Annotated in this window: 42 protein-coding genes and 1 pseudogene; 17 read left to right on the forward strand and 26 right to left on the reverse strand. The window is 42.0% G+C overall.

Features of this window, described 5'->3' with window-relative positions; genetic code table 11:
- Window position 1: 1 nt before the first annotated feature.
- The 22 genes from AC27I2_RS10765 to AC27I2_RS10870 form a co-directional block, all read right to left on the reverse strand.
- On the reverse strand, window positions 2-1,735 hold the full coding sequence (locus AC27I2_RS10765; protein ID WP_487204288.1) for a terminase large subunit: 1,734 nt from the start codon (window positions 1,733-1,735) through the stop codon (window positions 2-4).
- Entirely contained in the window at window positions 1,735-2,409 is a 675-nt protein-coding gene (locus AC27I2_RS10770; RefSeq protein WP_487204289.1) for a hypothetical protein, read from the reverse strand. Before AC27I2_RS10770 ends, AC27I2_RS10765 begins: the two co-directional genes overlap by 1 nt.
- Window positions 2,409-2,750 carry a phage holin family protein gene (locus tag AC27I2_RS10775; protein WP_487204290.1) on the reverse strand — a complete coding sequence of 114 codons (342 nt, stop codon included), beginning with the start codon at window positions 2,748-2,750 and terminating at the stop codon, window positions 2,409-2,411. The genes AC27I2_RS10770 and AC27I2_RS10775 overlap by 1 nt, the downstream gene beginning before the upstream one ends.
- Entirely contained in the window at window positions 2,750-3,241 is a 492-nt protein-coding gene (locus AC27I2_RS10780; RefSeq protein ID WP_487204291.1) for a hypothetical protein, read from the reverse strand. Before AC27I2_RS10780 ends, AC27I2_RS10775 begins: the two co-directional genes overlap by 1 nt.
- Complete coding sequence (locus AC27I2_RS10785; protein ID WP_487204292.1) at window positions 3,238-3,666, reverse strand: DUF5675 family protein; 429 nt, start codon at window positions 3,664-3,666, stop codon at window positions 3,238-3,240. Before AC27I2_RS10785 ends, AC27I2_RS10780 begins: the two co-directional genes overlap by 4 nt.
- 126 nt (window positions 3,667-3,792) lie before the next feature.
- Window positions 3,793-4,683 (reverse strand): hypothetical protein, encoded by an 891-nt coding sequence (locus tag AC27I2_RS10790; protein ID WP_487204293.1) that lies wholly within the window; start codon window positions 4,681-4,683, stop codon window positions 3,793-3,795.
- Window positions 4,670-5,044 (reverse strand): LexA family protein, encoded by a 375-nt coding sequence (locus AC27I2_RS10795; RefSeq protein WP_487204294.1) that lies wholly within the window; start codon window positions 5,042-5,044, stop codon window positions 4,670-4,672. Before AC27I2_RS10795 ends, AC27I2_RS10790 begins: the two co-directional genes overlap by 14 nt.
- 404 nt (window positions 5,045-5,448) lie before the next feature.
- A complete protein-coding gene (locus AC27I2_RS10800; protein WP_487204295.1) occupies window positions 5,449-5,733 on the reverse strand; it encodes a hypothetical protein in 285 nt (94 codons plus the stop codon).
- A gap of 1 nt (window position 5,734) precedes the next feature.
- On the reverse strand, window positions 5,735-6,079 hold the full coding sequence (locus tag AC27I2_RS10805) for a hypothetical protein (RefSeq protein ID WP_487204296.1): 345 nt from the start codon (window positions 6,077-6,079) through the stop codon (window positions 5,735-5,737).
- A 27-nt stretch (window positions 6,080-6,106) separates the two neighbouring features.
- Complete coding sequence (locus AC27I2_RS10810; protein ID WP_487204297.1) at window positions 6,107-6,337, reverse strand: hypothetical protein; 231 nt, start codon at window positions 6,335-6,337, stop codon at window positions 6,107-6,109.
- Window positions 6,334-6,894 carry a hypothetical protein gene (locus AC27I2_RS10815; protein WP_487204298.1) on the reverse strand — a complete coding sequence of 187 codons (561 nt, stop codon included), beginning with the start codon at window positions 6,892-6,894 and terminating at the stop codon, window positions 6,334-6,336. The genes AC27I2_RS10810 and AC27I2_RS10815 overlap by 4 nt, the downstream gene beginning before the upstream one ends.
- Before the next feature lies 1 nt (window position 6,895).
- Window positions 6,896-7,090, reverse strand: coding sequence for a hypothetical protein (locus AC27I2_RS10820; protein ID WP_487204299.1), 195 nt, complete (start codon window positions 7,088-7,090; stop codon window positions 6,896-6,898).
- A complete protein-coding gene (locus AC27I2_RS10825) occupies window positions 7,087-7,467 on the reverse strand; it encodes a RusA family crossover junction endodeoxyribonuclease (RefSeq protein ID WP_487204300.1) in 381 nt (126 codons plus the stop codon). The genes AC27I2_RS10820 and AC27I2_RS10825 overlap by 4 nt, the downstream gene beginning before the upstream one ends.
- The gene (locus tag AC27I2_RS10830) at window positions 7,464-7,766 is read right to left on the reverse strand and encodes a DUF1364 domain-containing protein (protein ID WP_487204301.1); all 303 of its coding nucleotides are present in this window, start codon (window positions 7,764-7,766) and stop codon (window positions 7,464-7,466) included. The genes AC27I2_RS10825 and AC27I2_RS10830 overlap by 4 nt, the downstream gene beginning before the upstream one ends.
- On the reverse strand, window positions 7,753-8,205 hold the full coding sequence (locus AC27I2_RS10835; RefSeq protein ID WP_487204302.1) for a recombination protein NinB: 453 nt from the start codon (window positions 8,203-8,205) through the stop codon (window positions 7,753-7,755). The genes AC27I2_RS10830 and AC27I2_RS10835 overlap by 14 nt, the downstream gene beginning before the upstream one ends.
- The gene (locus AC27I2_RS10840; protein ID WP_487204303.1) at window positions 8,205-8,516 is read right to left on the reverse strand and encodes a hypothetical protein; all 312 of its coding nucleotides are present in this window, start codon (window positions 8,514-8,516) and stop codon (window positions 8,205-8,207) included. Before AC27I2_RS10840 ends, AC27I2_RS10835 begins: the two co-directional genes overlap by 1 nt.
- 9 nt (window positions 8,517-8,525) lie before the next feature.
- Complete coding sequence (locus tag AC27I2_RS10845) at window positions 8,526-8,957, reverse strand: hypothetical protein (RefSeq protein WP_487204304.1); 432 nt, start codon at window positions 8,955-8,957, stop codon at window positions 8,526-8,528.
- A 3-nt stretch (window positions 8,958-8,960) separates the two neighbouring features.
- Window positions 8,961-9,530 carry a hypothetical protein gene (locus AC27I2_RS10850; RefSeq protein ID WP_256845180.1) on the reverse strand — a complete coding sequence of 190 codons (570 nt, stop codon included), beginning with the start codon at window positions 9,528-9,530 and terminating at the stop codon, window positions 8,961-8,963.
- Window positions 9,530-10,432: a replication protein gene (locus AC27I2_RS10855; protein ID WP_487204305.1), complete on the reverse strand. Its 903-nt coding sequence runs from the start codon at window positions 10,430-10,432 to the stop codon at window positions 9,530-9,532. The genes AC27I2_RS10850 and AC27I2_RS10855 overlap by 1 nt, the downstream gene beginning before the upstream one ends.
- Window positions 10,433-10,493: 61 nt before the next feature.
- On the reverse strand, window positions 10,494-10,712 hold the full coding sequence (locus tag AC27I2_RS10860; protein ID WP_487204306.1) for a TraR/DksA C4-type zinc finger protein: 219 nt from the start codon (window positions 10,710-10,712) through the stop codon (window positions 10,494-10,496).
- Window positions 10,712-11,242, reverse strand: coding sequence for a phage regulatory CII family protein (locus AC27I2_RS10865; protein ID WP_487204307.1), 531 nt, complete (start codon window positions 11,240-11,242; stop codon window positions 10,712-10,714). The genes AC27I2_RS10860 and AC27I2_RS10865 overlap by 1 nt, the downstream gene beginning before the upstream one ends.
- Before the next feature lie 11 nt (window positions 11,243-11,253).
- Window positions 11,254-11,460, reverse strand: coding sequence for a Cro/CI family transcriptional regulator (locus tag AC27I2_RS10870; RefSeq protein WP_487204308.1), 207 nt, complete (start codon window positions 11,458-11,460; stop codon window positions 11,254-11,256).
- A gap of 113 nt (window positions 11,461-11,573) precedes the next feature.
- On the opposite strand from AC27I2_RS10870, the gene AC27I2_RS10875 reads away from it, so the two are divergent.
- The 17 genes and pseudogenes from AC27I2_RS10875 (at window position 11,574) to AC27I2_RS10955 (ending at window position 20,711) form a co-directional block, all read left to right on the forward strand.
- Complete coding sequence (locus AC27I2_RS10875; protein WP_487204309.1) at window positions 11,574-12,218, forward strand: LexA family protein; 645 nt, start codon at window positions 11,574-11,576, stop codon at window positions 12,216-12,218.
- Between the two features lie 9 nt (window positions 12,219-12,227).
- Window positions 12,228-12,536: a putative periplasmic lipoprotein gene (locus AC27I2_RS10880; protein ID WP_487204310.1), complete on the forward strand. Its 309-nt coding sequence runs from the start codon at window positions 12,228-12,230 to the stop codon at window positions 12,534-12,536.
- A gap of 148 nt (window positions 12,537-12,684) precedes the next feature.
- The gene (locus AC27I2_RS10885; protein WP_487204311.1) at window positions 12,685-12,978 is read left to right on the forward strand and encodes a hypothetical protein; all 294 of its coding nucleotides are present in this window, start codon (window positions 12,685-12,687) and stop codon (window positions 12,976-12,978) included.
- Between the two features lie 4 nt (window positions 12,979-12,982).
- A complete protein-coding gene (locus tag AC27I2_RS10890; protein ID WP_487204312.1) occupies window positions 12,983-13,921 on the forward strand; it encodes a Rad52/Rad22 family DNA repair protein in 939 nt (312 codons plus the stop codon).
- Between the two features lie 2 nt (window positions 13,922-13,923).
- The gene (locus AC27I2_RS10895) at window positions 13,924-15,150 is read left to right on the forward strand and encodes a hypothetical protein (protein WP_487204313.1); all 1,227 of its coding nucleotides are present in this window, start codon (window positions 13,924-13,926) and stop codon (window positions 15,148-15,150) included.
- Window positions 15,151-15,207: 57 nt separating this feature from the next.
- Window positions 15,208-15,447 (forward strand): hypothetical protein, encoded by a 240-nt coding sequence (locus tag AC27I2_RS10900; RefSeq protein ID WP_487204314.1) that lies wholly within the window; start codon window positions 15,208-15,210, stop codon window positions 15,445-15,447.
- An 11-nt stretch (window positions 15,448-15,458) separates the two neighbouring features.
- Entirely contained in the window at window positions 15,459-16,217 is a 759-nt protein-coding gene (locus tag AC27I2_RS10905; protein ID WP_487204315.1) for a hypothetical protein, read from the forward strand.
- 2 nt (window positions 16,218-16,219) lie between these two features.
- Window positions 16,220-16,360 (forward strand): hypothetical protein, encoded by a 141-nt coding sequence (locus AC27I2_RS10910; RefSeq protein WP_487204316.1) that lies wholly within the window; start codon window positions 16,220-16,222, stop codon window positions 16,358-16,360.
- Between the two features lie 8 nt (window positions 16,361-16,368).
- Window positions 16,369-17,271: pseudogene (gene rdgC / locus AC27I2_RS10915) on the forward strand (recombination-associated protein RdgC); the annotation flags it as partial.
- Window positions 17,257-17,520, forward strand: a complete 264-nt coding sequence (locus AC27I2_RS10920) for a DNA translocase FtsK (RefSeq protein WP_487204343.1) — start codon at window positions 17,257-17,259, stop codon at window positions 17,518-17,520. The pseudogene rdgC and the gene AC27I2_RS10920, both read left to right, overlap by 15 nt.
- Window positions 17,521-17,530: 10 nt before the next feature.
- Window positions 17,531-18,151 carry a single-stranded DNA-binding protein gene (gene ssb / locus AC27I2_RS10925; protein ID WP_487204317.1) on the forward strand — a complete coding sequence of 207 codons (621 nt, stop codon included), beginning with the start codon at window positions 17,531-17,533 and terminating at the stop codon, window positions 18,149-18,151.
- Between the two features lie 20 nt (window positions 18,152-18,171).
- Window positions 18,172-18,969, forward strand: a complete 798-nt coding sequence (locus tag AC27I2_RS10930; protein ID WP_487204318.1) for an MT-A70 family methyltransferase — start codon at window positions 18,172-18,174, stop codon at window positions 18,967-18,969.
- Window positions 18,969-19,208: a hypothetical protein gene (locus AC27I2_RS10935; RefSeq protein WP_273606841.1), complete on the forward strand. Its 240-nt coding sequence runs from the start codon at window positions 18,969-18,971 to the stop codon at window positions 19,206-19,208. Before AC27I2_RS10930 ends, AC27I2_RS10935 begins: the two co-directional genes overlap by 1 nt.
- The gene (locus AC27I2_RS10940; protein WP_487204319.1) at window positions 19,205-19,621 is read left to right on the forward strand and encodes a hypothetical protein; all 417 of its coding nucleotides are present in this window, start codon (window positions 19,205-19,207) and stop codon (window positions 19,619-19,621) included. Before AC27I2_RS10935 ends, AC27I2_RS10940 begins: the two co-directional genes overlap by 4 nt.
- Window positions 19,622-19,628: 7 nt before the next feature.
- Window positions 19,629-20,213: a hypothetical protein gene (locus AC27I2_RS10945; protein WP_487204320.1), complete on the forward strand. Its 585-nt coding sequence runs from the start codon at window positions 19,629-19,631 to the stop codon at window positions 20,211-20,213.
- Window positions 20,214-20,220: 7 nt separating this feature from the next.
- Window positions 20,221-20,511 (forward strand): hypothetical protein, encoded by a 291-nt coding sequence (locus tag AC27I2_RS10950; protein WP_487204321.1) that lies wholly within the window; start codon window positions 20,221-20,223, stop codon window positions 20,509-20,511.
- Window positions 20,508-20,711 (forward strand): helix-turn-helix transcriptional regulator, encoded by a 204-nt coding sequence (locus AC27I2_RS10955; protein ID WP_138578838.1) that lies wholly within the window; start codon window positions 20,508-20,510, stop codon window positions 20,709-20,711. The genes AC27I2_RS10950 and AC27I2_RS10955 overlap by 4 nt, the downstream gene beginning before the upstream one ends.
- Here the strand turns inward: AC27I2_RS10955 and AC27I2_RS10960 are convergent.
- From AC27I2_RS10960 to recR, 4 genes are all read right to left on the reverse strand, one after another.
- Entirely contained in the window at window positions 20,692-21,891 is a 1,200-nt protein-coding gene (locus tag AC27I2_RS10960) for a tyrosine-type recombinase/integrase (protein WP_273606837.1), read from the reverse strand. The two genes, AC27I2_RS10955 and AC27I2_RS10960, sit on opposite strands and share 20 nt — an antisense overlap.
- A 395-nt stretch (window positions 21,892-22,286) precedes the next feature.
- The gene (locus AC27I2_RS10965) at window positions 22,287-22,994 is read right to left on the reverse strand and encodes an RluA family pseudouridine synthase (RefSeq protein ID WP_487204322.1); all 708 of its coding nucleotides are present in this window, start codon (window positions 22,992-22,994) and stop codon (window positions 22,287-22,289) included.
- A 5-nt stretch (window positions 22,995-22,999) separates the two neighbouring features.
- Complete coding sequence (locus tag AC27I2_RS10970) at window positions 23,000-24,901, reverse strand: MFS transporter (protein ID WP_487204323.1); 1,902 nt, start codon at window positions 24,899-24,901, stop codon at window positions 23,000-23,002.
- Window positions 24,902-25,241: 340 nt separating this feature from the next.
- Window positions 25,242-25,850 (reverse strand): recombination mediator RecR, encoded by a 609-nt coding sequence (gene recR, locus AC27I2_RS10975; RefSeq protein ID WP_487204324.1) that lies wholly within the window; start codon window positions 25,848-25,850, stop codon window positions 25,242-25,244.
- Window positions 25,851-25,853: the final 3 nt, after the last annotated feature.

The raw sequence follows: 25,853 nt of genomic DNA on the forward strand, positions 1-25,853 counted from the left end.
GTTATCTTGCCATCCAATGATTAGGGTTGTGTGGGGCGGGTGTATTATCTTTAATTAGTCGCTTAGGCATTCTGACTCGCATTTCTTGTGCAATTGCATAGCTCATTACTTGATCATCAAAGCCGCCTGGTTGTGCGCCCATTCGACCTTTTTTGTCGTAAACAAACGTATTGAGTTCGTTAACTGTACCGCGCCAAACAATGCCGTCTTTATCGTGAGTAAGCAGTTCATCAAGGCCACTCGTTAAAATTGGCTTTGATTGTGCGCTGGTGTGCCAACCGACTTTTTTTGTTTCTTCGTCCGTATCTTCACGATCAATGTGTTCTTCCGTGTAAATCCGGCTAGTTGGGTAAATATCAACTAACTCTTGAAGTGTTGCATGACCGTGATTGTTTCGCTCAACGCCGATATAGGCCTTGTTATACATAAGTCCGACATGCTTATTTATGTGTGCAAACCGCTTAGGGTCTATATGACCGAACCAATGTGCTACTTGTCGCCCGTCCGACTTGGCAACAACGTCTAATGAGCTGCGATCTCCATGCTCAAGTCCTTCTGCAACATCACTGCCGATCGCATAATCTTCGTTTTCGTCTGGCAATTCCCAAACAAGTAAATAACCAAGTGTTGATTGAGCCAGCTTATCGCCACCTTTAGCGCTTAAATCAACTTTACCGTTCATTTTTTTACGCTTGCCGGTGTATGGCTCAAGATCATAAACAAGTAATGGCTTAACGCATCGCCCTTCGGCACGCATTAAATCATCACTATCAAATACTTTACGGCCTGATGTTAAGAATGCTTCCATCGGTGTAGATGGATATTCTTGCTTCATTTTGCCTTTTTGGTTGCGTTCCTTGCCTATATACCAGCTAATTTGCTCGTCTGTGAGCTTAACGCCGTTTGCTTCCTCAACGGCTTTGAAGTATTTGGCCTTTTCCTTTGATAGTTTTAAACCACCTGGCGGCACTGCTGCTACGTACTTGGGATCTTCAAACCAAGGATAAAAATGAAATTTGAAGTCTTGATAGCCTAAATCAATGCCGGATGCTAATAGCTCCATTGCATCGACTGACATATCAAAGAAATTGCCGCTTGCGCCTTCTGCTGTTGACTCTATAAAAATATAAGAGCCTTCATGTACCGCATTCAGTGAGCCCGATTGAACCTCGTCTGCTCGTAATGGGTAGTTAGCGCATATTTTGCCGTATTCAGATACATGCAAAACTTGCAGTGTTCCCGAACGGAAAGAAACAGCAACTCGTATCCATGAGTCATTGTTAAACTTAATGCCAGTGCCGGTTTTACTCTTTACTGAGCGCTTACCTGTTTTTAACCAACTTGGTAACCGCTCATAGGGATACAATATCTTTGAGGAAAATATTGCGCCGGCTTCTTCTTTACCTTGAGCTATTACCCCGCACTGCCTATTGTCGTTAAACATGGCATGATCAAGGATAAAAACCTGTATTGCTGTACTGAACCCCAATTGACGCGCTTTTAAGATGATGTTTAAAAACCACATCGTCATAAACAACACGGTTTGCGCTATGCGGCAACGAAACAAAACCTCACGGCCTTTCTCGTCCGCAATGATGTATAAGTTGTTTATTCGCCACCACCAACAATCAAGGTATGGCTCGCAACGCTCTAAAAGCTCAACTTCGTCTAGTTCAAAGCGTTCTTCTGGTGTTAACCACGTGCTTTTAGGGTATTTAGCTAGCTTTGGCTGCATTACTGACTAACTACGGTATCTAAACCGCCTGTGCGTTTATCAATGAAATCATCAAGCTTGCTAGTGCCGCCAGCTTCTTTGCGTGCTTTAGCTGCTTCATGTTCTGCTATTTCTGCTTGATGCTTACCGCGCTTAGTGGCATTAACAAGCGCTTGTGTTTGTTGCTTAATGCGTGTTGTTTCAGCAATCAACTTGCCGCGTGCTAGTGAATCTGTTTCAAGGCTTGATAGCGTTTTAGTTATCGACTCAGCACGTATAATGTTTCTATCAAGCGATACTTCTGCTTTAAACAGCGACTCGTAAAGCCGTGTTCTTGCCTCATTATCCGTGTCGGGATCGTCTAATAGCTTTTGAATACCTTGAATCGCATCCATAACCATGTGAATGCGAGCCCGACAAAGATCAAGTTCATCTTCAAGCGTTGTAGCTTCAACAAGTTCGTTAACGTCACCTTTAAAATACTTTGAATAACCGCCGTGTCTAAAGTTTGGCGCTCTTGTGAGCTTTTGGCCTTCATCCTTTACAACTTTACGCGGCGCTGCTCTTGATGTTCTTATATGCTTTCGCGCAGTGCTGTAGTTTAATTTGTTGTTGTCGCAGAAATCGCGCAGTGAAATCTTGGTTTCGCTATGCTGCTTTTGAAATAGCGCGTTTAAATCTGACCATTTTGACACTACTTATCACCGCTGCCGCCCTTCAAGCCAATGCGATTTTGAAAGTATCGCTCTAGCAAAAAGATAGACCTTCCGCCCATATGACCAGATATACCTGCCGTAGCTGCCGTGATAGTCACTGACATACCCATTTCTTGACAAATAAGCACTGTGATAATTCCAGCAAACCCACTAATCGCCCACTCGCCTATGAGCTCAACAACGCTAAACGGTGTCTTTTCGCTTTTTCTGCGGTTGATATAGTTCACAGTTCCACCCCAAATCGCGAGCAAAATAAACCACACATAACCAAGTCCTAGATCAATTAAGTGCTTTAGTATTGGTCCTGACTCTGGCGGCATTACGCTTTCCCTAATTTTGTTTTTATGATGCGCTCAATAAGTGGCGTTACGTTTTTCATTGCTCTTTCACCAAATAGGAATGCGAGCACTAAAAAGTTAATAATCCATAGCGCACTCTCTTGTGTGTCTGTTAATCCAGTCCAAGCACCACTAAACACCTTGAAGTTAATGTATAGAGTCGAATAGCCCCATACAGGACGCTGGCAACCACGCAAAAACAGCATAATTGGACCAAGTAAAGGAATAGTTTTTAAGTCTTTTGCTGTTCCTTCCAACTCTGCGATGCGTCTATTAAACTCGGCCTGTGCTTCGTTGCTTAACTCTTGCGCTTTTAGCGCTCTTTCATCCACGGCTGTTTGAATGCGAAAATCTAGCTCTGCTCTCTCTTGCTCACTCATGCTTGGCGGGTAGTAATCTTTAACAGCTTCAACAACTGACGAGCCAAAGCCGCCACTAAAGAAGTCTATTGCTTTTGTGAATAGGTTACTCATGCGTTTACTATCTCCAGCTTTGCCGGTTTACCATCAAGCAGCGTCATTAACTCATTGAATGCGCCGCCACTATTTAAAACAGCCCAATCACCACCCACAACGCCAAGCGATTTACCTGGCGCAATACAGCCGGCCAATTCAGTTGCTTTGTTCGCGATGTGAATAAGAATATGTGTTCGTTGTGATGGTCCATAGATAGTTACGCCCAAGCTTCGTTGCTGTAGCGCGTAGCACGTTCCATGTGTAGGACTTTCGTGAGGTTCTAGGTCGTAGGTTCCACAAGGCACACAAGAAACAGACTGTTTGTTGTTACTCCACTCGCGCTCGACTGTAAAGCAGACAAACTCGCCTTTTCCATCATATAGCTCACCAAAAGTGCCAAATATACCTACTGGAGTTGGAAAGCGTTTAAGTGTAAGTTTCATAGTTGGCCTTTTGTTTCGCGCATAAAAAAGCCCGACCATAAGATCGGGCAAAGCAAGTAGCATAGAGCAAAAAAAATCCGCTCAGTCATAAACTAAGCGGATTTCTTCAATATGGGAAATACTATATCAGGTTTGGGGGGTTTGCAAGGTATTAACTTCTGCCTGATACTCAGCACTGTCTTTTATTGTCTGTAACAGCTTGCCTTGTATAGAAAACAACCTCTCCTCTGACTCAGTAAAATTGTCAACGCCTGGAAAATCAATTAATTTTAAGAATGCGTCAGTTATAGATTCAATCTCCTTGTCTAGTTCTTTGATATACCGAATTTTAAATAAGCCATTAATTTCAAAACCAAATTTCAGCTGGAGTTCATAAGTGACATCATCTTTAAATACATGAACCTCGCCAAATTCTTCATTAACGTTACTAGTCCTATATACCTCACTAGAAATGTAATCCATAAAGCAACAAAAGTAAAAATGGTAAAACGCTTCTATTTGCTGCATTGTTTCTTCATTGATAATTAAAGCTGGGTTTTTAGTGCTGCTGTTTTTGAACAGGAACCCGTAACATGTAACTGAATCAATATTTTTAAATAAAGGTTGTTCTACAACCAATAATTTCCGACAATATTTATCGAATTCTTCATGTGTTTTATAAAAAAAGTTTACCGAGTTGTTTGCCTCAGTAATCAAGTTACCTTTCGCTTTTTGTTTAGATGAGTGAAATCTCGCGACCATCACTCCAAAAACTATGCTTAGAGATAATAGAGATATCGGAAACGAAAAGTATTCGATAAAAGCAGTTATCCCTGGCTGAGTAAAATGAAAATCATACATTCCTTTTTCATAGAGTTGCCATGAAAATAAACCTATAAAAAGTAAGCAGGCAGCAACAGGAAACAGTATAGCGAGCCTAAAAGAATAGTTTTTATGCAGCCCAATTGATTCATCAATAGCAAAGAATTGTTTGTGCCTTGGTTTTATTTCATCTTTAGCAATGTTAAATTTTTTCATTCAGACGTCCTCGGTGCATACGCGCGGAGCTCGATACTACCCCTTCTAAAGTGAATTGGTCACCGTCTTTAAGCTTGTACGGTTCGTATTCATCGCTCGCAGATAATAATTGATTATTTCTAAGGTCTGCGATTTTACATACAAACTGACCGTTTAATACAGCCACAATTACATCACCTGACTTTACATCTAAACTTCTATCAATTAAAAGCACATCACCATCGAATATGCCAACACCTTCCATTGAGCGACCGCTAGCAACGCCATAGAAAGTAGCATCTTTATTTTTTTCTAGCAGTCCACCTAAGCCATTCGGCAGATCTTTAAAGTTAATAGCCTTGCTAACATTACTTTCCATCATTATTGCAACTCACCTCCATAAGCTTTTTAAGTGCCTTTTGCTTAAATGGCATTAAGAATACTTAAATCTCACTTGTTCCTATTTAAAAGTATTAGGTGGAGCTAAGCAATATAAAAAAGAACATTGAGTCGATAAACAGGACAAATCGTTATACTTTTCCTTCAATTGTTCCGCTAAAACAGAACATCAATTGAATATCAATAACTTACAGCTTCATTTGTTCCGCCATTTGTTCCGCGTTGTTCACCCTAAATTTATCAATAAACAATAAAAAACGCCCTTAATTAGATTAAGAGCGCTATTGTGTTCCGCCAATGTTCCGTTGCGTTCTTTAATGTTCTACTAAATACTTATCAATGAGCACTGGATATTTAATTATTATCGCTGTCATTATCTTATTTGGCTTAATCATCATTGGCTTCGCTCTCTGTATATTCTTTATATGCCTTGATTAGCTCGTCAATTTTAACTTTAAGCACATCGCCATCGCCTTCACTATCAATAACAGCGCTCATTAAAGCACAATTCATTTCAACATACACGGCCTCTCTAGCGCTTTTGCGGGTTTGCATATACGCTCTACAGAAGGCATCAAACTTAGCGCTTATCCTGGGCAGTGCTTGCATAGCATTGTATTCAGTTAGTATTGGAGCGATACCGTATTCATCTACAGGGTTTTGGCCTTCCATGCTACCGACCTCCCATAATATTGCCGTTCTTTGTAGTCGCATCGCCCTGGACACTTCCACACATAATGTTGCCGTTCTTGGTTTCCACATCACCTGCAACGTCATGGCATGAAATATTGCCGTTTTTAGTGGTTGCTGTGCCGGCTGTTCCGTTTACTGTTATATCAGCATCATCGGTCATTATGCTTTCAACGTTGCCTTCAATGACAATGTTTATAGCTCTTTCTTCGATAGTGTCTAAATCTTTTATATCGACACCACCAATAGTAATTTTGTTATTGCTTATGCACACACTGCCACGGCCTGAATGCGTAATTGTTTTGCCGTTTATTGTTATCTTGTTCATGCTTATCTCGCTCTTGCTTAAATGTGGTTACCTATGTGCGGTGTTTATATTCATGCTTTCTACAATCCATGTATCAACACCAAATATGCTGCGCTTAACAAACGTAACAGTGCTTTGTTCTAAGTAAGTGGTTTTACCTTTATCGCTTTTTGTGGGCTCAAATACGTTATGAAGCATTATTTGTATGCTGTTATACCTGAATGTTTCGGGGTCCGGTAGTCGCGTTGTTGCGTTTGCAAGCTCTGCTGCTGTTATCACGCTACGTCCCCCATCTTTTGATGAATATTTTTAAATATGTCGCTTTCCCATCCAGCTATAAGCCTTAGCAGCTCCTTTGTGATTTCATCGTGCGAACTGGTATAGCTTTTATGTCCGATACCGATAATTTTACATCGACTGCGATTAGATATTGGCTTTCGTCCTCGCCCATGGCAGTGATTGCATATCTCGGCATCTAAGTTAGTGGCCTTTTGCCCTGGTGCTAAACCACTGCCGTCACATTCACCACATACCGGCTGAACAAACTCATGCACTGCAGCCATAACCAAGCCGTTTAATGTCTCTGGCTTTATTTTGTATTGGCGTATTTTTACAAACAACGTTGCGTGCATAGTAAGCGAGCGCACTACTCGGTTAAGTCTTGTTTCTTCGCCTACAAAACGGAAATAGGCCCAATTTGTTTGGCACTGTGGCAAACCAGCCAAAGCATGTGCAGCTGTTCGCCAATCAATAACGTCTTGGCCACTACCACCAAACGTACCAGTGAGATTAAGCGTTTTAGTTGTAAGCTTTGCAAGTAGCTTTATAGGTTGCATATTATCTCACTCCCATACGTTTAAATATAGCGGTAACTTCGCTGTGAGCCTTAAAATCTGCGGGTTTAGCAAGTAATCCTTCGAGCGCCAAACACGGCCAAGATAAATCAAATGTTTCAACTGCCCCCTGCTTTAGCATCCACCCATATACATGCTGCTCTTTAGTCATTTTTAGTTTTAGTGACTTATCATTCACGGCTCTATTTCCTCAATGCTTAGCGTTACCTTGCCGCCTTTAACTATTCCGCAATGGATCATGCGATAGTCTTTTATTTGCGTATCATCTAAGTAAACGCCAGCTTTCTGTAGCGAATCGAATAAAGACTTGCACAAGTTATCAATATCTCGCCTGCGCTTATCCGGCACATATACATTGACAACCAGCTTTAAATCACCTTTTAACTTTTTATTCGCCTTTTGCTCGCGCACTAACCAAAACACATGCTCAGCAAACGCCTTACCTTTTTCGCTTACTCTCGTTACAACGCGGCTTTTGTTTGCTGTTACTCGCTTCACTGATGATTGCCAGTAGTGATTAACTGTTGGTGGGTATGGCAAAGTTAAATTAATCATTTAGCCACCTGTATTAATTCTTGCTCTAGTAATAGCTTTTGCGTTCTAACCATGCCCTCATACGCATAAATGCGGTTGTATCGCGGGTCGCCTATTGATGTTCTGTTGTCAATTACATCGTGACACGCTGAACATGCGTAAGTTGCGTGAATATCATCACACTTCTGGCCCATGCCCGAGCCTTTGCCAACATGAGCAAGTACAACTGTTTCTGGATTTCGGTTGCATACACCTGGTATGCGCACTTGGCATTGCTGGCCGCGTGCGCTATTTCTTATTTTTTTACTAATGAGCGACATTGTTTGACTCTCCATACATAGCCAAGTGATAAAGATCGTCCGGCTGTGGCAGTAAAAGCTCTAAATACTCAGCGCAGTATTGCTCTAACCAATTTAGATACTCGCAAAACTCTTTTGTGTTTAGCTTGCGGGTCCGCTTGCGCACGATTATTGGTTCCTCGTTGCCAGCTTGAATAACCTTCACCCCAAACTTCCTACGCACAAATACTTCGTGTACGTCCTCTGAACTATTTTCTTGCCCGTAGTGCTCGCGAAAATAATCAGCAATTATCTGGTTCCACAGCCAAAGCAAACGGTTTTGAGCTAAAGAGCGCTTAGCTTTGTGCTCTTTAAACTCGACAACAACGTTTTTGCCCTGCTTTAAAAGCGCCCTTACCGCTTGCCCAATTTGAGGCATGTAGTATTGGGCGTTAGTAGTGGTTACTACTTTCTTTGCCATTACGCGGCCTTATCTGCTTTTTTAGCTGGCTCGGCCTTTGCATCTTGAGCCTCCACCGCTTCTTTTTGCGCTTGAACTAAAATGTGAGCACCGATTGATATAAGCGCGTCACGTACTTGGCGGTCTAAGCAATTTTTCTCAGCTAATACAGCGGCGGACTTAGTTAAGCTGGCAAATGCTGCGTCATGGTTTACCGCTGCGCCGTCCTGAATTGCCTTTGATGCCTGCGCCTTTGAATTTGAGATAAAGCCATCACAAAAAACTTCGCCGGCTGGTGATAACTGAGTGAGTGTGCTTTTTTTGGTAGTCATAATTAGCTCCTAAGCTGTTTTTCTTGCGTTTTGGTATGTTTTTTCTAGCTGCTCGTTAAGCGAGTAACCTTGATTTGCCGGCACCTTCTTTGATGTGAAATTGCCGGGGCTTGCTTTAACGTCTTGCATACGATTAGCCGCTTGCCTGTTTTGGCTATGCGCCTTATTACGGTTAGCATGTTTGTTTTTAGCGGCCTCTTTTTGGTCCTTGATATACTGCGGTACGCTATCAATGCCGTGCTCTTTGGCCGCTCTTGCCATTGCGCGGTTAGCCTCTGCTGTTGCAAAGCCCATTTGCTTGGGTGTCGGCGTTTTAATTCCTTTCAGCGCTGCGGCTTTTGCTGCTTTTGCTGCGACTAACGCGTTTTGGTAATCACCCCCTAAAATTTCTTTTAGTGCGCGAATAAACTCTTTTTGATCTTGCTCGTATGATTTAGCCATGGCTTAACCTACGTACTTCAAGTAAGCCGGCGGCTCGTTAAACTCGATTTTGAGCGGTATAGGTTCTAGCTCGCCCTTGCCGTATTTATCAGCAAGATTTGTGTAGCGGTCTTTTGCCATTTTTTGCCATGCGTTATCCGCCAGTGTTGCGCGTGCTGCGGCTATTTGCTGGTTAAGCCAATAAACCAAGGGCTCAGACCATTCTTTATCTTTGCCGTAGTTTTTAATGCGCTGCTCGTTAATTTCTTGCATACAGCGTTCAAGCGTTGGCATACCGCGTGCCTGCAGGCATAAAATTTTGAACTCAATTGGATTAGGCGCGTGTCGTTCGGAGGCTGATCGTATGCGTGCTGCTTCAAGTGCCATGCGAACATGCTTTGCAATAATCCCCATTCCGTAAAGTTGGCTTGCATACTCGTTGGCAAATAACGTTAAGTTACCGCGCCAATTGAAATCGCTGTTTGGGTAGTAAGCTTTAAGCGCTGGCAATACTTCGCCGCCAATGATTTTTACAAGCACGCTATTGGCTTGTGGCTTGCTGTCATTGCTGAGTGTTGATAATTGATTATTCATTACAACACCTCGTCATCGTGCGGGGTTGGGATATGCGCAAGTGAGTCTTGCAAGTAAGCAAGCTGATCGCCTACGTTGTTTGATTGGCGTTGCGTCATACCTGAATACTGGCTCTGGTTTGCGTTAGCTATCCAAGAATATTTAAAGCCCTGCCAGTTTCTCGTTATGCACTCAGATAAACATTCATCAACGCTCAGTCCATTTTGAAAAGCGATTTGAAATTGCTTGCCAAAGTTGTTGATCACGGTTTGACTAATGCTCGCTTTTTTTGCTTTACGCATAGCGACCCAATCATCAAATATTTGCTGGTTTGGCAATGCAGGCCATGTAGAAAAATCTAAAGTCTCAAGCAAACTTTTTTTGTTTATTTTTTTTGTTCTTTCTTTTGTAATAGTTTCTTTCTTTTGTGTTACCCGTTTTTGGGTAAGTTTTTCCCCGTTTTCGGGTAAGTCGTTACCCGTTTTCGGGTAAGTTTTTACCCGTTTTTGGGTAAGTTTCTTTTTACCCGTTTTCGGGTAAGTTTTACCCCACTCAGAAACAATCGGATTTACGCCAATGTTTCTACCCTCAACACGTAAAACGCCTTTTTCTATCAGCGTACTTTTAATCTCGCTAATATGTGATTGTGAAATTCCAGTGAGCTCACTTAATTGAACGTTGTTGATCCAATCTGTTTTTTTGTGCCAGCGAAACGTCTTACCAATGATGGCATTTATTATTTGGAACTCTCGTCCGCTCAACTTCACCGGAGGATTAGCTAGCGTGTCAGTTAGTCTATGCGCGATTCTGTCATAGCCATCTTCAATATCGGCTTTCACAAAATCACCTGGTAATTGTTCATAGTGTTTCACCTCGTTGCATTGCGTTTCGGGAAACTTGTAAATCTCTGCTAAATTAGCCATAATATTCCTCGTTAATACTGAACCCGCTTTTGCCGACCAAGCATTTGAAGCGGGTTTTGTTTTATCTGCGGGTTGCGTAGTTTCTGCTATGCAACTCGCGCATTTCTGCGCAACCAATACACAAATTGGTTTTTATCGCCTTCTTACGTGCTTCGTTAATTTCATTACCGCATTCAATGCAATCGTCTGTAGGCTCAACGTCTTGTTGCTTTAAGTTTGCTATTAATCGCGATTCGGTATGCTCAATTTCTAATTGAGCTGCGTCTGCGTGACCTGCCATTATGAAGCCACCTTTAAGCTTGCTTTAGTTGTTGGTGGGTTTGTGGATGGGCCTGGGCGAACCATTTGCTCAAGCTCTGCTGTAATATGCAAAACAGCGACTATGGTTTCTAATGCACGCTTTTGAATACCATCAAATTCAGTTTGCGTGATAATCCCGTCCGCTCTGGCAAGTCTTACTGATTTGGCAAAATCACCGGCCGTTTCTTGCAAGTGCAAAACCTGATCAGCCAATTCATCGTCAGATAAGCCCACATCCGGTAAATCAATCACTGTTTTACCTTCGCTATAAGCCCAGGCATTTAAAATGCGGCTATCCTCAGTGATATGCTGAATGGCAATAGCCTCTTGCAGTGTTAATACATGCGAATCAATGTTCGTATTAAGCTTGTTGCTAAGTGTGGTTGGTGACTTAGCCATGGCGCGCGCTATATCGGATACATTAAAGTCGCTCGCAATACTGGCGGCGGCTTCAAGTGGGCAGCGAGCGCTTGGCTTTCCGTTTCTCGTACTTTTTTTAGATAAGAACATTTATAGTTTCCTTACGCTGCGGTTTGAGGTTGATTACCTTCATAAACAGAAGGATCAACTTTTAGTGCTCCACCTGTGATCAGTTGAAGCTGGTAAGCACGACCCATTGGTACAAAGCCATCATTTGACCAGTGCGTAATAGCACCGCGAGTTAAGCCTAGGGCTTTAGCTAACGCGGCTTTAGTTTTGTAATAATCAATAGCGGTTTGAGTTTTCATGCGCGCTCCTTTGTTTGTTATTTTTGTATAATAGATTATACGAAAGATTTGTTCAACACAAAGAAACGGATTTTAAATATAATGTATAGATTACTAAACACCATCGAGGCTTTATGAGCTTTTCAGAACGATTAATTTCAAGAATGAGTCACTTAGGCTTAAAAGGCAGTGACTTAGCAAGACAGTTAGGCACAGGTCGCGCCTCTGTTAGTCATTGGCGCACAGGCCAAGCGGTTCCTTCTAGTGAAAATCTTTTAAGGTTATCCAAGGCGCTAAGATGCAATGCTCGGTGGCTAGCATCAGGAGTTGGCAGTGTCGATGGTAATATTGAGTTAGAGCTTGGCCCCGATTTGCGTGGTAAAGCTCCGTTGCTTTCGTGGGTTCAAGCAGGCAAATGGAGAGAGATAGATTTGGAAAGCCTGCGACAAGAGTCGGAAGTAACATTCTACCAACACACAGCCAATGTAAGTGATGATTCATTTGCGCTGCGCGTTAAAGGTGACAGCATGACAAGCGGTCACGGTGGGAAGTCGATCCCCGAAGGTTCAGTAATAATTGTTGATCCAAACATCGCCGCCGAGCATGGTAAAGTAGTTGTTGCCAGGCTAGATGATTGCGATGAAGCAACACTTAAACAATTAGTTATTGATGGAGGAAGTAAATTTTTAAAACCATTTAACAATAGCTATCCTACTATCTCTATAAACGGCAATTGCACCATTATTGGCGTTGTAAAACAGGTTATTCAGGATTTTTAAGGATCTGCGATGAAAAAGACAACATTCTTAGCGCTTACTTGTTTGGCTATTACTGGTTGCGCTTCACACAAAGCGGTAGGCACTATTAAAGAAGTCAGCGCAAACAATGTAGAACACTGTGATTATATAGCCAATGTTACTGGCACTTCTGGCTGGGGCGGGCTCGCCGCTTCGTCCGGCATTGAAAACGCCAAGGAGCAGGCAAAACAACAAGCAATTAATTCAGGTGCTACACATATTGTATGGCTAAATATCAATGGCGGTTACTCCCCTAGCGTATCCGCAAACGCGTATAAGTGTGAAATAAATAAACCGTAGATAGCAGTACATAACACCCCTCCGCGCCTATCAAGGCGCTTTTTTTTGCCTTTTTTGTATAATTTATTAAACAATAGTATTGACCGCTTTGTATAAATGGTTATACTTATCGTCATTGTATAACGAATTAAACAAAAACGGTGTTTATATGAATAATAATTCTCAAACATTCCCAGCACTTTCGCTTGAGGCGAAAACGCTTATAGCGGCGCTTTCTGTAGAGTCATTTTGTTTTAGAAATCGCTCACACGTAAACGTAGTTACATGTGCTACGGACCCGTCAATAAGCATATTTGTTTACGTTGACGGTAAAGCGGAAAAATCATGCACCGTTCTTTTAACTGATCACGATGCGATAGAGCAACTTAGAAAAGTCCTCAATGAAGTACGCCGCTTTAAACGCATTGGCACGTTCAACTTACCAACTCGACTAGCGAGCTAGACCAATGAGCAACACTAAAACAGCAGCAGAGATCCAACGCTTATTAGCCGATCCATTTGAAGCGCACGATGTTGAATGGCGTGTGCAGCAAAGTGGCGTATCTGGTAAGAGCAATCCATGGGTAATGGTTATTCCTTACATCACTAACCGCGCTATTCAGCAGCGTTTAGACGATGTAGTCGGCATTGATGGATGGAAAAACGAATTTAAAGAAGCCGCCAGCGGCAAAGGTTACTTGTGCGGTTTAAGCATTCGCTTTGGCGATGGCTGGGTAACTAAATGGGATGGTTCAGAGTATTCGCAAATTGAAGCGTTAAAAGGTGCTTTATCTGGCGCAATGAAGCGTACAGCGGTGCAATTTGGCATTGGTCGCTACCTTTACTCACTTGATACCGAATTTGCAACATGCGTACCGGTTGAAAACCGATTCAAAGCGAACGGTGAGTTTATCAATATACCGCTTAATAAGAGCAATAAAAACGGCCCTAAGATGAGCGCTGAATGGTTCCCGCCTGAATTGCCTGATTGGGCGCTACCAAAAGCTAAGTTTGATAAATACCTAGATGCTATCGAGCAAGCAACCAGCTTATCAACACTGCGCGAGCATTTTGAGCAGGCTTATAAATTTGCAGTTGTCGTTAACCGCATTGATATACGCGATAAAGCGATTGAAATAAAAGATCGCAAAAAAGCAGAGCTTGAAGCTAAAGAGCAAGAAAGCAGCTTGAACGCTAATAAAAAGTTTCACGCCTGGCTAAACACTAACATCAAAGACCGCATCACTACAGCGGAAAACGAGTCAGTTTTAACAATGAACCACAAACACTTATTGCAAGAGCTAAAGGGTCATTGCAGAGCAAACAAGGTAGATAGCAGTAACTTTGTGGCTCAAGTCAACCAAGCGCATACAGAGGCGCTAAACAACCTAAGAAACGGAGTATAACCATGACTATCAATAAAGTTGAAAAAGAAGCGAACGGCGAATTAGTTGAGTTAGTTGAATCAACTCAGATCTTACCGTTTGTTTTTTCTGAAAACGTAACAGAAACCACGCTTAAAGATTTACGTAAGCAGTACCCACGTAAATTAAAGCTTGATATGCGCAATGATGATGACTTTAAAGAAGCGCGCAAAATCAGAACTGAGCGTAACAAAATTACAACAGCGATAGACGATAAGCGCAAGGCTTATTGCGCCGAAGTTAAAGTTTATTCCGACAAGCTGATCGGTGACATTGATAAAATTTACAACCCTTACATTGAAGCGTTTGAAACAGAAGATAAGCGCCGCAAAGAAGAAGCCGCACGCAAAGCTAAAGAGCGTGAAGCATTCTTAAACAAGCAGCGCCAAGAAATAGCGCAAATGCACGACTTTACTGAGCAATGTAAAAATCAAAGCTCACAATTCATTGCTGACACAATCGAAGCTGTAGACCTGGTAGATACTGAATCGTTCGACAAAGAGCTTATTCACGAAGCTATCGACACTAAGAAAAATATCCTTGAAGCGCTTAACAATATGTATCAAGCGGCTAAAGCAGCCGAAGCAGTTGAAGCAGAGCGCGAGCAATTACGCATTCAGCAAGAAGCAATTGCACAACAAGAGCGATTACAAAAGCAAGCGCAAGAGATTGGCGAACGCATTAACAACCTTCGCAATGATCCAATGAATTACTTTGATAAGTCTAGCGCAGCGGTAGCCGAGCGCATTGAGAAGTTAGAGCAGTTCACGCCTACCGCAGATAAGTTCGGTGATCGCTTAGATGAAGTTATCCAAGTGTTAGCTCAAGTTATCCAGCAGCTAAAAATGATGCACCAACAAAAACTACAGCTTGAGTCTGTAGCCGTTACTACAGATCCAGAGCCGCAAGTTCAAGTAAGCCAAGAGCCGGTTGAGCAAGGCCCAACGCTTGAGCAGCAAGAGCGTGACGCATTAGCAGAAGCCAACAAGCCGGTAAAAGATGAAGTCGAGCCTTTACTTGGTAATAACTTTAAATCGCCAGTGTTTGAAAGCACTAGCGCGCCTACAGGTTACACGCCGCTGGATATATGGCCGAGCACTCAGGACCGCGCCGACAATGACGAGCTAGACCGTATTTGTGACCAGCTAGACGTAGCTGAAAGCTATATCGAAGTGTTAGAGCAGCGCCTAAACAAAGCGCTAGCAGCATAAGTTTCCAACTCCAACCGAGTGAGCGCCTACGGGCGCAAGCTCTTTACAGAGGTTCACATGACAAATTTACGAGTACCGCAGCTAAGAATGGTTGAACACTTACGCTGTGATGATCTTTGCTTCGGTTTGGCGGTGGTTAAGGCCACAAAGTTTAAAGGCGAGGAAGGCTGGACGTTACCGGGGTGTAAGTTTACTCGCAACCGTATTGAAGCGTTCAACGTTTGCAAAAAAATGCACGCAATTATCGAAACAAATGGCGGATTACCAAAGCCACCAAAGCGCAATCAGGCAGCATAAAGGACAGAAAAATGACAGATAAAAAAGAAAATACATTCGAGCCAACAATCGACCCAAGCAGCACTACAGTTCAGGAAATGTTTGGCCGCATTCTAAATGAAAAAATCCAAGCTGGCGCGCTTGAAATAGCAATTAGCAAAAAGGTCGATTCGCTTATCGAAGATACTGCAGACAATGTTTTTCGTAGCTACAGCGATTTAGGTAAGGCACTGAAAGAAAAAATGACCAAGGCAATTATGCCGCAAATTGAAAGTTTAGACGACTTGCCAACTTATCACGACTTTGTTTTAAACCGCTTAAAAGCTGCGGCGCAAGGATTCTACGACTCACGCTTAACCGAGGTGCTAGATAAAGAGCTTGCAGAAATATTAGCCGAAGTGCCAGAAAAAATAACGCTTTCTTACATTGTTAATTCTCTGATTGAAGAAGCGCAAGAGGATAACGAGCCAGAAGGTAAGATAACGTTAATTATAGAAGAACATTCATATTCCAATCGTGGCCTTTGGCTATCAGTCTACTTAGATGAAGAAGCAGGCAAAGACAAGCATGACTGTGCCTTTGACTTGCACCTAAGTAAAGACAAGGAAACGGGCAAATACGAAATGTTGAGCATTAAAGTCGATAATAAAAAGCCTGGCGAGTCATTGGCTATGGGCCGCTTATATAGCATGGAAAAAATACTTTTCAATGTGTACGCAATGAAAGGTCAGATAGAGCTAGACCAAGGGCTTGATGCTGACGACTACGAAACAAGCTGGGATCACTACTAAACATGCACGATTACATGGCAATCAAAGGTAACAGCTCAAGCGCTATTGCAAAGCAGCAGCGCCGAGAATTTTTAAAGATGGTAGCGGTTAACAGCGTTCGCGTTTTAGTGGTTGCCATCATCGTTTTATTAACAACTAAGTAGGCATTGATATGTTTTTCACAAATTTAATAATTTACAAATTCAAGCAAGGCTCTGAATTTAACAGCGGAGATTTTAACAAAGCGCTAGAGCAAGACACCTTTCGTCATTGCGGACAGCAAGAGTTGTCAACGTTTGGGTGGACTAAAGCGCTTGGCAAGCATGGCGAGTCACTAGCGCATTTTTCTAACCGTAGAATTTTAGTTTGCGCCAAGCGTGAAGAAAAGATCCTACCAGCTTCCGTTGTTAACGAAATGGTGGCTGAAAAAGTAGAGCAAATTGAGCTTGAAGAAAATCGCCAAGTAAGAAAAAAAGAGCGTGACGAATTAAAAGAAGATGTATTGCACACGCTATTGCCACAGGCGTTTACTAAATCAAACTTGCAATACGCTTTCATTGATATGGATAGCGGCCTACTAGTGGTTAACAGTGCAAGCTTTAATAAAGCAGAAGAACTTGCCGCCCTACTACGTAAATCACTTGGCACATTGCCAATCACCCCAGCGTTTGCTAGCCACGATCTAGATGTATTTTTAACAGATTGGCTAACTAACTTTAGCACTCCCGCAGGTTTTTCTATTGGCTGTGACGCAGAAATGCAAAACGCAGATGATAGCGGCTCAAGTGTGAAGCTTAAAGGCCATGAGCTTGATGGTGATGAAGTTAAAACACACTTAGAGCAAGGTAAGCGAGTTACCAAGCTGGCGCTTAATTGGAGCGATAGAATTAAGTTTAACCTTCAAAATGATGGCGCTATTAAGCAAGTTAATTACTCAGACACCATCAAAGAAGAAAATGCCGACATACCTAATGAAGATATGCCCATCAAACTTGATGCTGACTTTTGTTTGGTCGCTGGGGAAATCGTCCAGCTAGTTACCGAGCTTGTTGATAGCGGTTTGAATAGTAGCGATCAAGACGATGGCAACGAGTCGCTACTTACCGAGCACAACGCCAAGCATAAAGACAGTAACGGCAATGACTGTTTTTACAACGATGCTGTTGATTTTGTTAAAGAGACTCAGCGCGCATCTGTAGCAGCCATTCAACGTAAATTGAGAATAGGTTACAACCGCGCAGCAAGAATAGTTGAGCAGCTTGAAGCTGACGGCATTGTAACCGCGCCAGGTCATAACGGCGCTAGAGCAGTTTTAATTAAATAAGGGGTCAATCATGGCTAGAGGCGTAAACAAAGTAATTTTAGTGGGCAACTTAGGCGAAGATCCTGATGTGCGTTACATGCCTAACGGCAATCCAGTAGCAAAAATTAGCCTTGCGACTAGCGAAAGCTACAAAGATAAAAACACAGGCCAAATGGTAGAAAAAACCGAATGGCACCGCGTTATTTTCTTCGGGAAATTAGCAGAAATTGCTGGTGAATACTGCCGCAAAGGCTCACAAATTTACGTTGAGGGTAAACTGCAAACTCGCAAGTGGACCGACCAACAAGGCCAAGAAAAATACACCACAGAGATTGTTGTTGATGGCTTTACAGGCCAAATGCAAATGCTTGGCCAAAAACTGCAAGGCCAAGCTAACAACACGCAAGGTGCGCAGCAGCAAGGTGGTTACGGTCAAAACAACCAAGGCCAGCAAAATAACCAGGGTAATAATAATTACGGCAATAGTAATAATAATTACCAGGGCAACAACCAAGGCCAGAACAGCCAGCAACAAGGTGGTTTTGCTCCAAAGCAGAAGCAAGGCGTTAGTAATAGTCAATACATGAGCGGTGGCGCATCTAACCCTATGGGGCCAGGTGATGACTTTGATGATGACGATATTCCGTTCTAAATGACAACAAGGGGAGTCCTATGTTTGAACAATTTGAAGGCAAAAAATTTAACCTTATTTATGCTGATCCAGCTTGGCAGTTTAGCAACAAAAAAACTGGCGGCAGCATGAAAAGTGGCGCAGCACACCACTACAAGTCAACCATGAGCGTAGACGAACTAAAAGCTATGCCTATTGATGATATTGCAGCGGACGATTGCATATTGGTTATGTGGTACGTGGGCTCAATGCCACAAGAAGCCCTAGACGTTGTGAAAGCATGGGGTTTCACACTTAAAAATATGAATGGTTTTGTTTGGAACAAGCTAACCATAAACAACAACCCGCTGTTCGGCATGGGATTTTGGACCCGCGCCGGTAGCGAGTCGGCCATTATCGCAGTCAAGGGTAAACCGAAAGTAGCAAGCCGCTCAGTGCGCGCAGTAGGTAACTATGACACCGAAAGCCTAGACGAAATACTAGGCCGAGGCGTGTTTTCTGGCGCCTACCCTATCGGCCAACACAGCGAAAAGCCAAATGAGTTTAGAGAGGCGTGTGTTGAATTGGCCGGTGATGTGCCACGCATCGAGCTATTTTCACGCAAGCGTGTTAAAGGCTGGGCTGTTTGGGGCAATGAAGTGGGCAAATTAAATAAAAAATCAAAAGCGCAGCCGGTTAAAAGAGCGTATGGCGCAAAAGTGCAAATCGTTTGTGAGTGCGGGTGCGGTCAAAGTAAAGAAGTCAGAAAAGCGGACGCTGATCGTGGGTGGGGTAAATACTTCAGTAAATCGTGTAAAGCAAAGCATGAAGCAGAATTAAAGAAGGCAAAAGCAGCCTAATGAAACCACGCACTAAACGCAGAGCGCATACCTGGTATGCGCTAAATCAAGAGTCAGGAGCAATTAATATGAGCGGCAAAATTGTTTACCAGTGCGCTGTAAATGGTGTTGTTGGTAAGGCGGGGAAAGCAATAGCACTTTGCGGAAAGCATAAGTTAAAAGGCGGTTGTGGCGCACATGGCAATACCAAGTGTGAACATAAAGTTAGAGTAGAGAAAGATGCAAAGGTGAAAACATGAACAACGCAAAAATAAAAGCCTTAGCGTTACAGCATGGCTTTAAATTAAAAGAGCAAAAAGGCGGTGAAATGGATTTAAACGAATACGTTTATTCATTCGCCTGGGCTCTACTTCAAAACGGTAAACCTAATGTGTCGCACAAAGGTTACTTAGCCGACCTATTAAAAGATGCGGCAAGTTGCATACCCGAACGTTGTGCAGGTTACCGCGTAGAGATTTACGCAAATGATGTGTGTGCAAATAACCCGCGCCTAAAGTGGCACTTCTACAACGGCGTTAATTCAGACACGTTCGAGTGCGAAGTACCCGACACACGCGAAGATTTAAACAAGCGCTTTAACAACGCCAAAGGCTGTATGAAGTCGGCATGTTATAGAGCTATGAACCCTGATTATGCCAAAAAGTTAGCGTAGGTGATTTATGTGTGACTGTAATATTCCAAGTGCATTCAGTGAAAAAATGCGCAAAGCAATAAAACCTCACAATTGCTGTGAGTGTTTGGATAAAATAAATATTGGTGAAAATTATCAGTATTGTAGCGGGATATGGGATGGCGAGCCAGATAGTTATAAAACCTGTATCTCATGCTTGAAATTAAGAGAAAACTACGAATCTGAAACAGGTGAATGTGCGGCGTTCGGGCATCTAAGAGAAAGCATAAGCAATGCTTTTTATCTCAATTACGGCGTTAAAGAGTTTATCAACGATTATCCCGAATATAGCGACGAACTTAAAAAACTATTTTCGATAAAAAATCAAAACACTGAAATCGACAAGAAAAGCTCTAAATATTGGGCTGTCCACGGTGGAAGTGACACTTGGTTTGCTGCAAAAAGCAAAGATGATGCAAATGAATTAGTGTCAATGTTTAACAGCATAGCTAAAGAATATGGAAACCCTGAGTCATCAAGAATTGTTGCAGTAGAAGAAAGTGAGCTAGCAAGTTACCACATGGAGCTTTCCACTAGGCTTACCGTTGGCGATGCTGAATATTTAAACCCATAGGTGATTTATGAGCAATTACAAATGCCGAAAATGCAATGCAAAGCTAAGAGCAAATGAGGCTTACGAATATCGCGGCGCTTTTTCCTGTGAAAAACACTTTGATGAAGTAATTGAAATGCGCGACTTCGAGCGCAACCAAATAATCAAAGAAGAACACAACAAAACCAAAGCATTTAAAGGCCTAGATCTAACTGATAGCACTATAGGAAAAGCAAACAAGGCGCTATTGAAACCACGCATTGAAATCGCAAGCAAAGAAAGCTCGCGTTTGAAAAATTATGAAAGAGGTGATTTATGAGTTTACCAACAAGCAGATACTTAGCAACAAAAGACGTAGCCGCACTATTTGGCGTAAGACCAAATACTATTTTGGAATGGGAAAAAGAGGGTAAATTCCCGCCGGCTACAATTGTTGGAAAGCCTAAGCGCTGGGATGCTCAAGTAGTTGATCAACATTGCGAAGCGCTTAGGGATCAAGCTAACCGCCTTTCAGCATGAGAACCCAGCGGTTAATCCACTCCGTTAAGCCTTCGAGCATTGGCGATTTATTGTATATCGCCAATACGCCTTTCATCTTATGCCCTAGCAACTTCTCAGTGAATTGCAATGGGCATCCCGCATCCGTTAAGTGCGTTGATATAGTCCGCCTAAAGTCGTGCATCCTAAACGGTCCAACACCTTCAATCGCTTCATAACACGATTTAGATATTTGGCTCACGCTTGAGCTGCTAGCAGGATGATCGCCGCCACGGTTAGGAAACATATAGCTATACGATGGCGATTGCGATTTTATATATTTTAAGTCCTCAATTAACTCGCTTGGTATTGGCCGAACGATAGAATGCAAAGCGCCCTTTGTATTTTCTCTTTGAGTTGTAAAAAGTTGGTTATCTAAATCAAAATCATCTTTTTTAGCTTTGCATAACTCACTTATACGACAACCAAACACCATGGCGCAGCGCAGTATCACTTTGTTTCTATCCGTCATGTTTATTTCATCTAAATTGGACCAAATTAACTGGCACTCTTTTAGTGTTAAATAATGCTCCCGGGAATCATAATCCGTTGCAAAATCGCTTGGCCTTAACGCTTCAAATTGCGTGTTGCTAATAAAGCCCTGGCGAATGCAAAACCTAAACACAGATCTGATCTCTATAATGGCATTAAAAGCAAAGCCTTTGCCTCTGCCCTTTTCGATAGATACATCACCCATCGACTTAAAAAACGCGGTAAAGTGCGTTTTATCCATTAGTGAAATATATTGATTACCCCACGTATCATTTATACATGACACCATACGGCTCTTTATGCCTGCAGGATTATCGCGCTTTTTTAGGCAATAATTTATATACCAATAATCAATGCAATCTCTGATCGTAGGATTTTCTATTACCTCCGACTCAACCGCGTTGACGGCCTCCATATTCCGAGGATCTAAGTTTTGATTTACCAGTGCCATTTGCGCCGCACATTCATTACGTGCTTGTGCAAGTGTCATTGCTGGATAGGTTCCTAATTTATATCGAACCTGCTTACCATTAATTCGATAGCGTATTTGAAATGAGATCTTGCCCTTTGGTGAGATCCTTAACGATAGGTTATCGCCGTCCGTTATTTCAGGCTTACCGGCATACTCTTTACCGTTCAAGCTCTTTAGTTTGGCTGCTGTAATGTTCATTGACTCTCCGACTCTGAGTACCAAATGTGACCAAAAATAGAGTCACAAATAAAATGGTACACAAGTTAGGACACAAAAGTCACCAATAACAGCATTAAAAGTCAGTGCATAACCGTAGATAGGAGTGTTAGCTATACATTTAAGTTATTGTTTTAGATGAAATAAAGGGGGTAAAAGAGGGATAAAAATAAATAGCGGTAGATGACTAGAGGCAATGAATCATTAAGTTTAATAATTGTTTTACTTCTGTTTGAAAGCCTAATGTTTCTTTTTGTGCTGCAGTCATTTATATATCTCCAATTAGCAAAGTGTCTGCGTTATGCACTTAATATGGGGGGAGCTAATAGAACTTCAAGGGAAAAAATTAAAAAATAAAATTGTAATGTTAATTCACACTAAAATGGGCTTGGGCAGTGTATATGGATTGCTTGATTTGTAGTGGGATGTTCAAAAAACAGATCGCTTGCATGCAACTGTAGACGTTTTGATAGCTTTTCACTTTGTGCATTCTTATACAGGTCGCACCCTAAAATAGGGTGGCCTATAAAATGACTATGTATGCGTAGCTGATGGGTACGCCCAGTTATAGGGGTAAAATGTACATACGTTCTATTGGGGTTAGCAAGGCGCTCTATAACCTTAAACTCGGTAACCGCTGGCTTTCCCTCTAATTTGCAAATTTTTACGCGCGGAAATAATTGTTTATCTTTAGCTATAGGGGCATCAATTTGCCCTTCACCAGCGCTAATACATCCCTCTAGCATTGCCACATAATGCTTTTCTACATTACGTAGTTGAAACTGTTTATTTAAGCGCTTTGACGCCAAATCGTTAAGACTTACAAGCATTATTCCCGAGGTACCAAAGTCTAACCTATGTACTAATTTAGCGTTTAAAAAGGCTGGCGTTACGCCTTTTTGCCCATTCACTAAGCGATAATGTACTGAATCCCAGTTTTCTGAATTTTTCCCTGATAAACTCAGCAACCCACTGGGCTTATTAATAACTAAAATATCGTCATCTTGATACAAAATACTAAACGTATCTATACATTTTGGCGCTATAAAATTGTCGATAATAAGGGTTGATTGGCTACTATTCATGCCTATTAATCGTTATTTTTAGAATGAAGTTGTTTTAAATCAAGTACACGTTCGCGCAGGTTATCAGCTGTTACTTTATTTGCTGAAACAGGCTCGCCAACTGACACCGATACTAACGACCACTTCAAGCGGGGTAATTGCCACTTAGTTTTACGGCTAAACATACTGCCCCATAACCCACCTAAATGCACAGGCACAACAGCAACAGGTGTTCGCTCAATTATTCGCTCTATGCCTCTTCTAAACATATCAATGCCGCCATCATCGGTTAGTTTACCCTCTGGAAAAATACCCACAAGCTCGCCGCGTTCAAGTGCCTCTGCAACATCGTCAAACGCCTTTTTAAAAGCTTCAGGGTTTGCTTTTTCGCTATCAATAGGTATTGCTTTAGCCATTTTAAATAACCAGTGCAACGCAGGAGAATAATAAATGGGCGCAAAAACCATAAAACGAATTGGTCTTGGTGACGCTGCTAAAATAAACATCCAATCAACAAAACTGACATGGTTTGCAACAATAACCGCTGCACCTTCCTCTGGTATATTTATTTCGCCTCTGGTTTTCACGCGATACATGCAAATAGCTAAAATATAGATAATAAAACGCAGGAAAAACTCAGGTACTTTGGTATAAATATACACTGAAATCAGTAAGTTCAACCCTGCAAGTAAAAGCAGTAGCTCCGAAATACTCCACTGTAAAATAGACAATGTCACAATACTTAAAATGGCACTGCACACCATAAACAGCGCGTTAAGTACATTATTAGCTGCAATAACCCGAGACCGACAGGCCTCTTCTGTTCTTTGCTGTATCAATGCATATAAGGGAACAGTGTAAAAGCCTGATGCTATTCCAATGCCTGCCATCCAAACAAAGTGCCAGCGCATATCGCCGGTATTTAATACTTGTTTTAAAGTTAATAATTCATCGCTTTGAATGCCATAACTTATAATGTCGGGCTCTTGGCTAAGTAAGTATAAAAATAGAGTAATTAAAATGGCGCCGAAAGGCACAATGCCTAATTCTATTCGCGAACGCGACAGCTTTTCACATAATAAAGAACCTACAGCGATACTTAACGAAAACACTACCAGCGCACTCGTAACCACCAATTCATTCCCACCCATAACGTGCTTAACATAGTTTGGCAATGTGGTTAACACTATGGCGCCAATTAGCCAAAACCAGCTTATTCCTAATACTGATTTACCCACAGACTCTGTTTGTGAATTAAGGGCTGAAAACACATTTTTTGTAGAAGCATATATATTGTAAGTAAACGCTAAATTAGGTTCATTGGCTGCACTCATAGGAATAAAGCGGCTACTTACATACCCCATTACAGCGAGCACAAGTACAGCAATACTAATAATTGCAGGGCCTACGTTTTGCGTAATGTAATAAGTGCCAAAAATTGTCCCTAGTAAAATAGCAACAAAGGTGCCCGATTCAACTAAGCCATTCGCTTTTGTTAACTCCTCTGGTCCAACGTGCTGAGGTAAAATAGAGTATTTTAAGGGGCCAAAGAACGTACTTTGAAACCCCATAAAAAATATGGTTGTGAGCATAAGCCATATGGACTGGGTATAAATTGATAGTGCACCCACAACCATAATCGGTATTTCGCACAGTTTTACACACCTGATTAATTTTGATTTCTCTGTTTTTTCAGCAAGCTGCCCTGCCATACCCGAAAATATAAAAAACGGTAAAATAAATAGCCCGGCAGCAATGTTAGAATAGAGCGCGCCATCGGCAAGCGTGGCGGCTTGAAAAACTAATAAAATAAGGACCGATTGTTTATATACATTGTCGTTAACGGCAGAGAAAAACTGAGTAATAAACAGAGGTAAAAACCGTTTACTATTGAGTAAACCGCTTTGATTTTTTGAATGTGTCTTCATCGTGATCCTTACTTTTTAACCTTAAGCCTAAGTATACTTTTTTTAAGTAAAGCTTTAATTACTTAACCGTAAAAGTAATACCAATTCGCTTAATTAAGTGATCTATTTTTAGGCTGGAAAAACGTGTTGATAGCGAGGTAAAAAATCGCTATTTAGTTGTTCTAAATGAGAATTCTTTAACGCCGGTAGCGACACGTTTAGCCCCGCAACTTGATTAGGTATTATTGCGGATTGGTATAACCGCATACTATTTCAACCAGCTTACCTTAAAAACCAAAAAGCCTACATAAATTAATTACGTAGGCTTTTAAATATTATTTCAAACAGTTGCTTAGGCGAGCTAGTCTTGCGTGACCACGCGGCGACCACTAAAAGCATGCATTAGGGTTCTACCATCAACTAAGTCAAGTTCACCACCAACCGGAATACCGTGCGCTATCCGCGAGGCGCCCACATTGTTTTTGTGACAAAGCTGGGCAATATAATGCGCAGTGGTCTCACCCTCAACACTAGGATTAGTTGCTAGTATTACTTCGTTGATGCCGCCTTGAGAAAGTTTTTGCTCTAAAACATCCAAGCCTATTTCTTTAGGGCCAATGCCATCAATCGGTGATAAATGCCCCATAAGCACAAAATATAAACCTAAGTACTGCCCGGTTTGCTCTATGGCAAGCACATCAGTAGGAGACTCAACGACACACAAAATACCGCTGTCTTGGCGTTTTGTGCTTAAACAAATATCACATTGTGGTTGCTCACAAAAGGTACGGCAAGACTGGCAGTGACCTATGGCTGTCATCGCTTTTGTTAATGCGTTACCCAATTGCGCACCGCCTTTACGATCACGTTCAAGCAAGTGAAATGCAATGCGTTGTGCAGACTTAGGACCAATACCTGGCTGGCAACGTAATGCTTCAATAAGCTGGTTTAAACTATCTGAAAGTTGCATTAT

Source organism: Pseudoalteromonas sp. NH0006-46 (genome assembly GCF_057547735.1).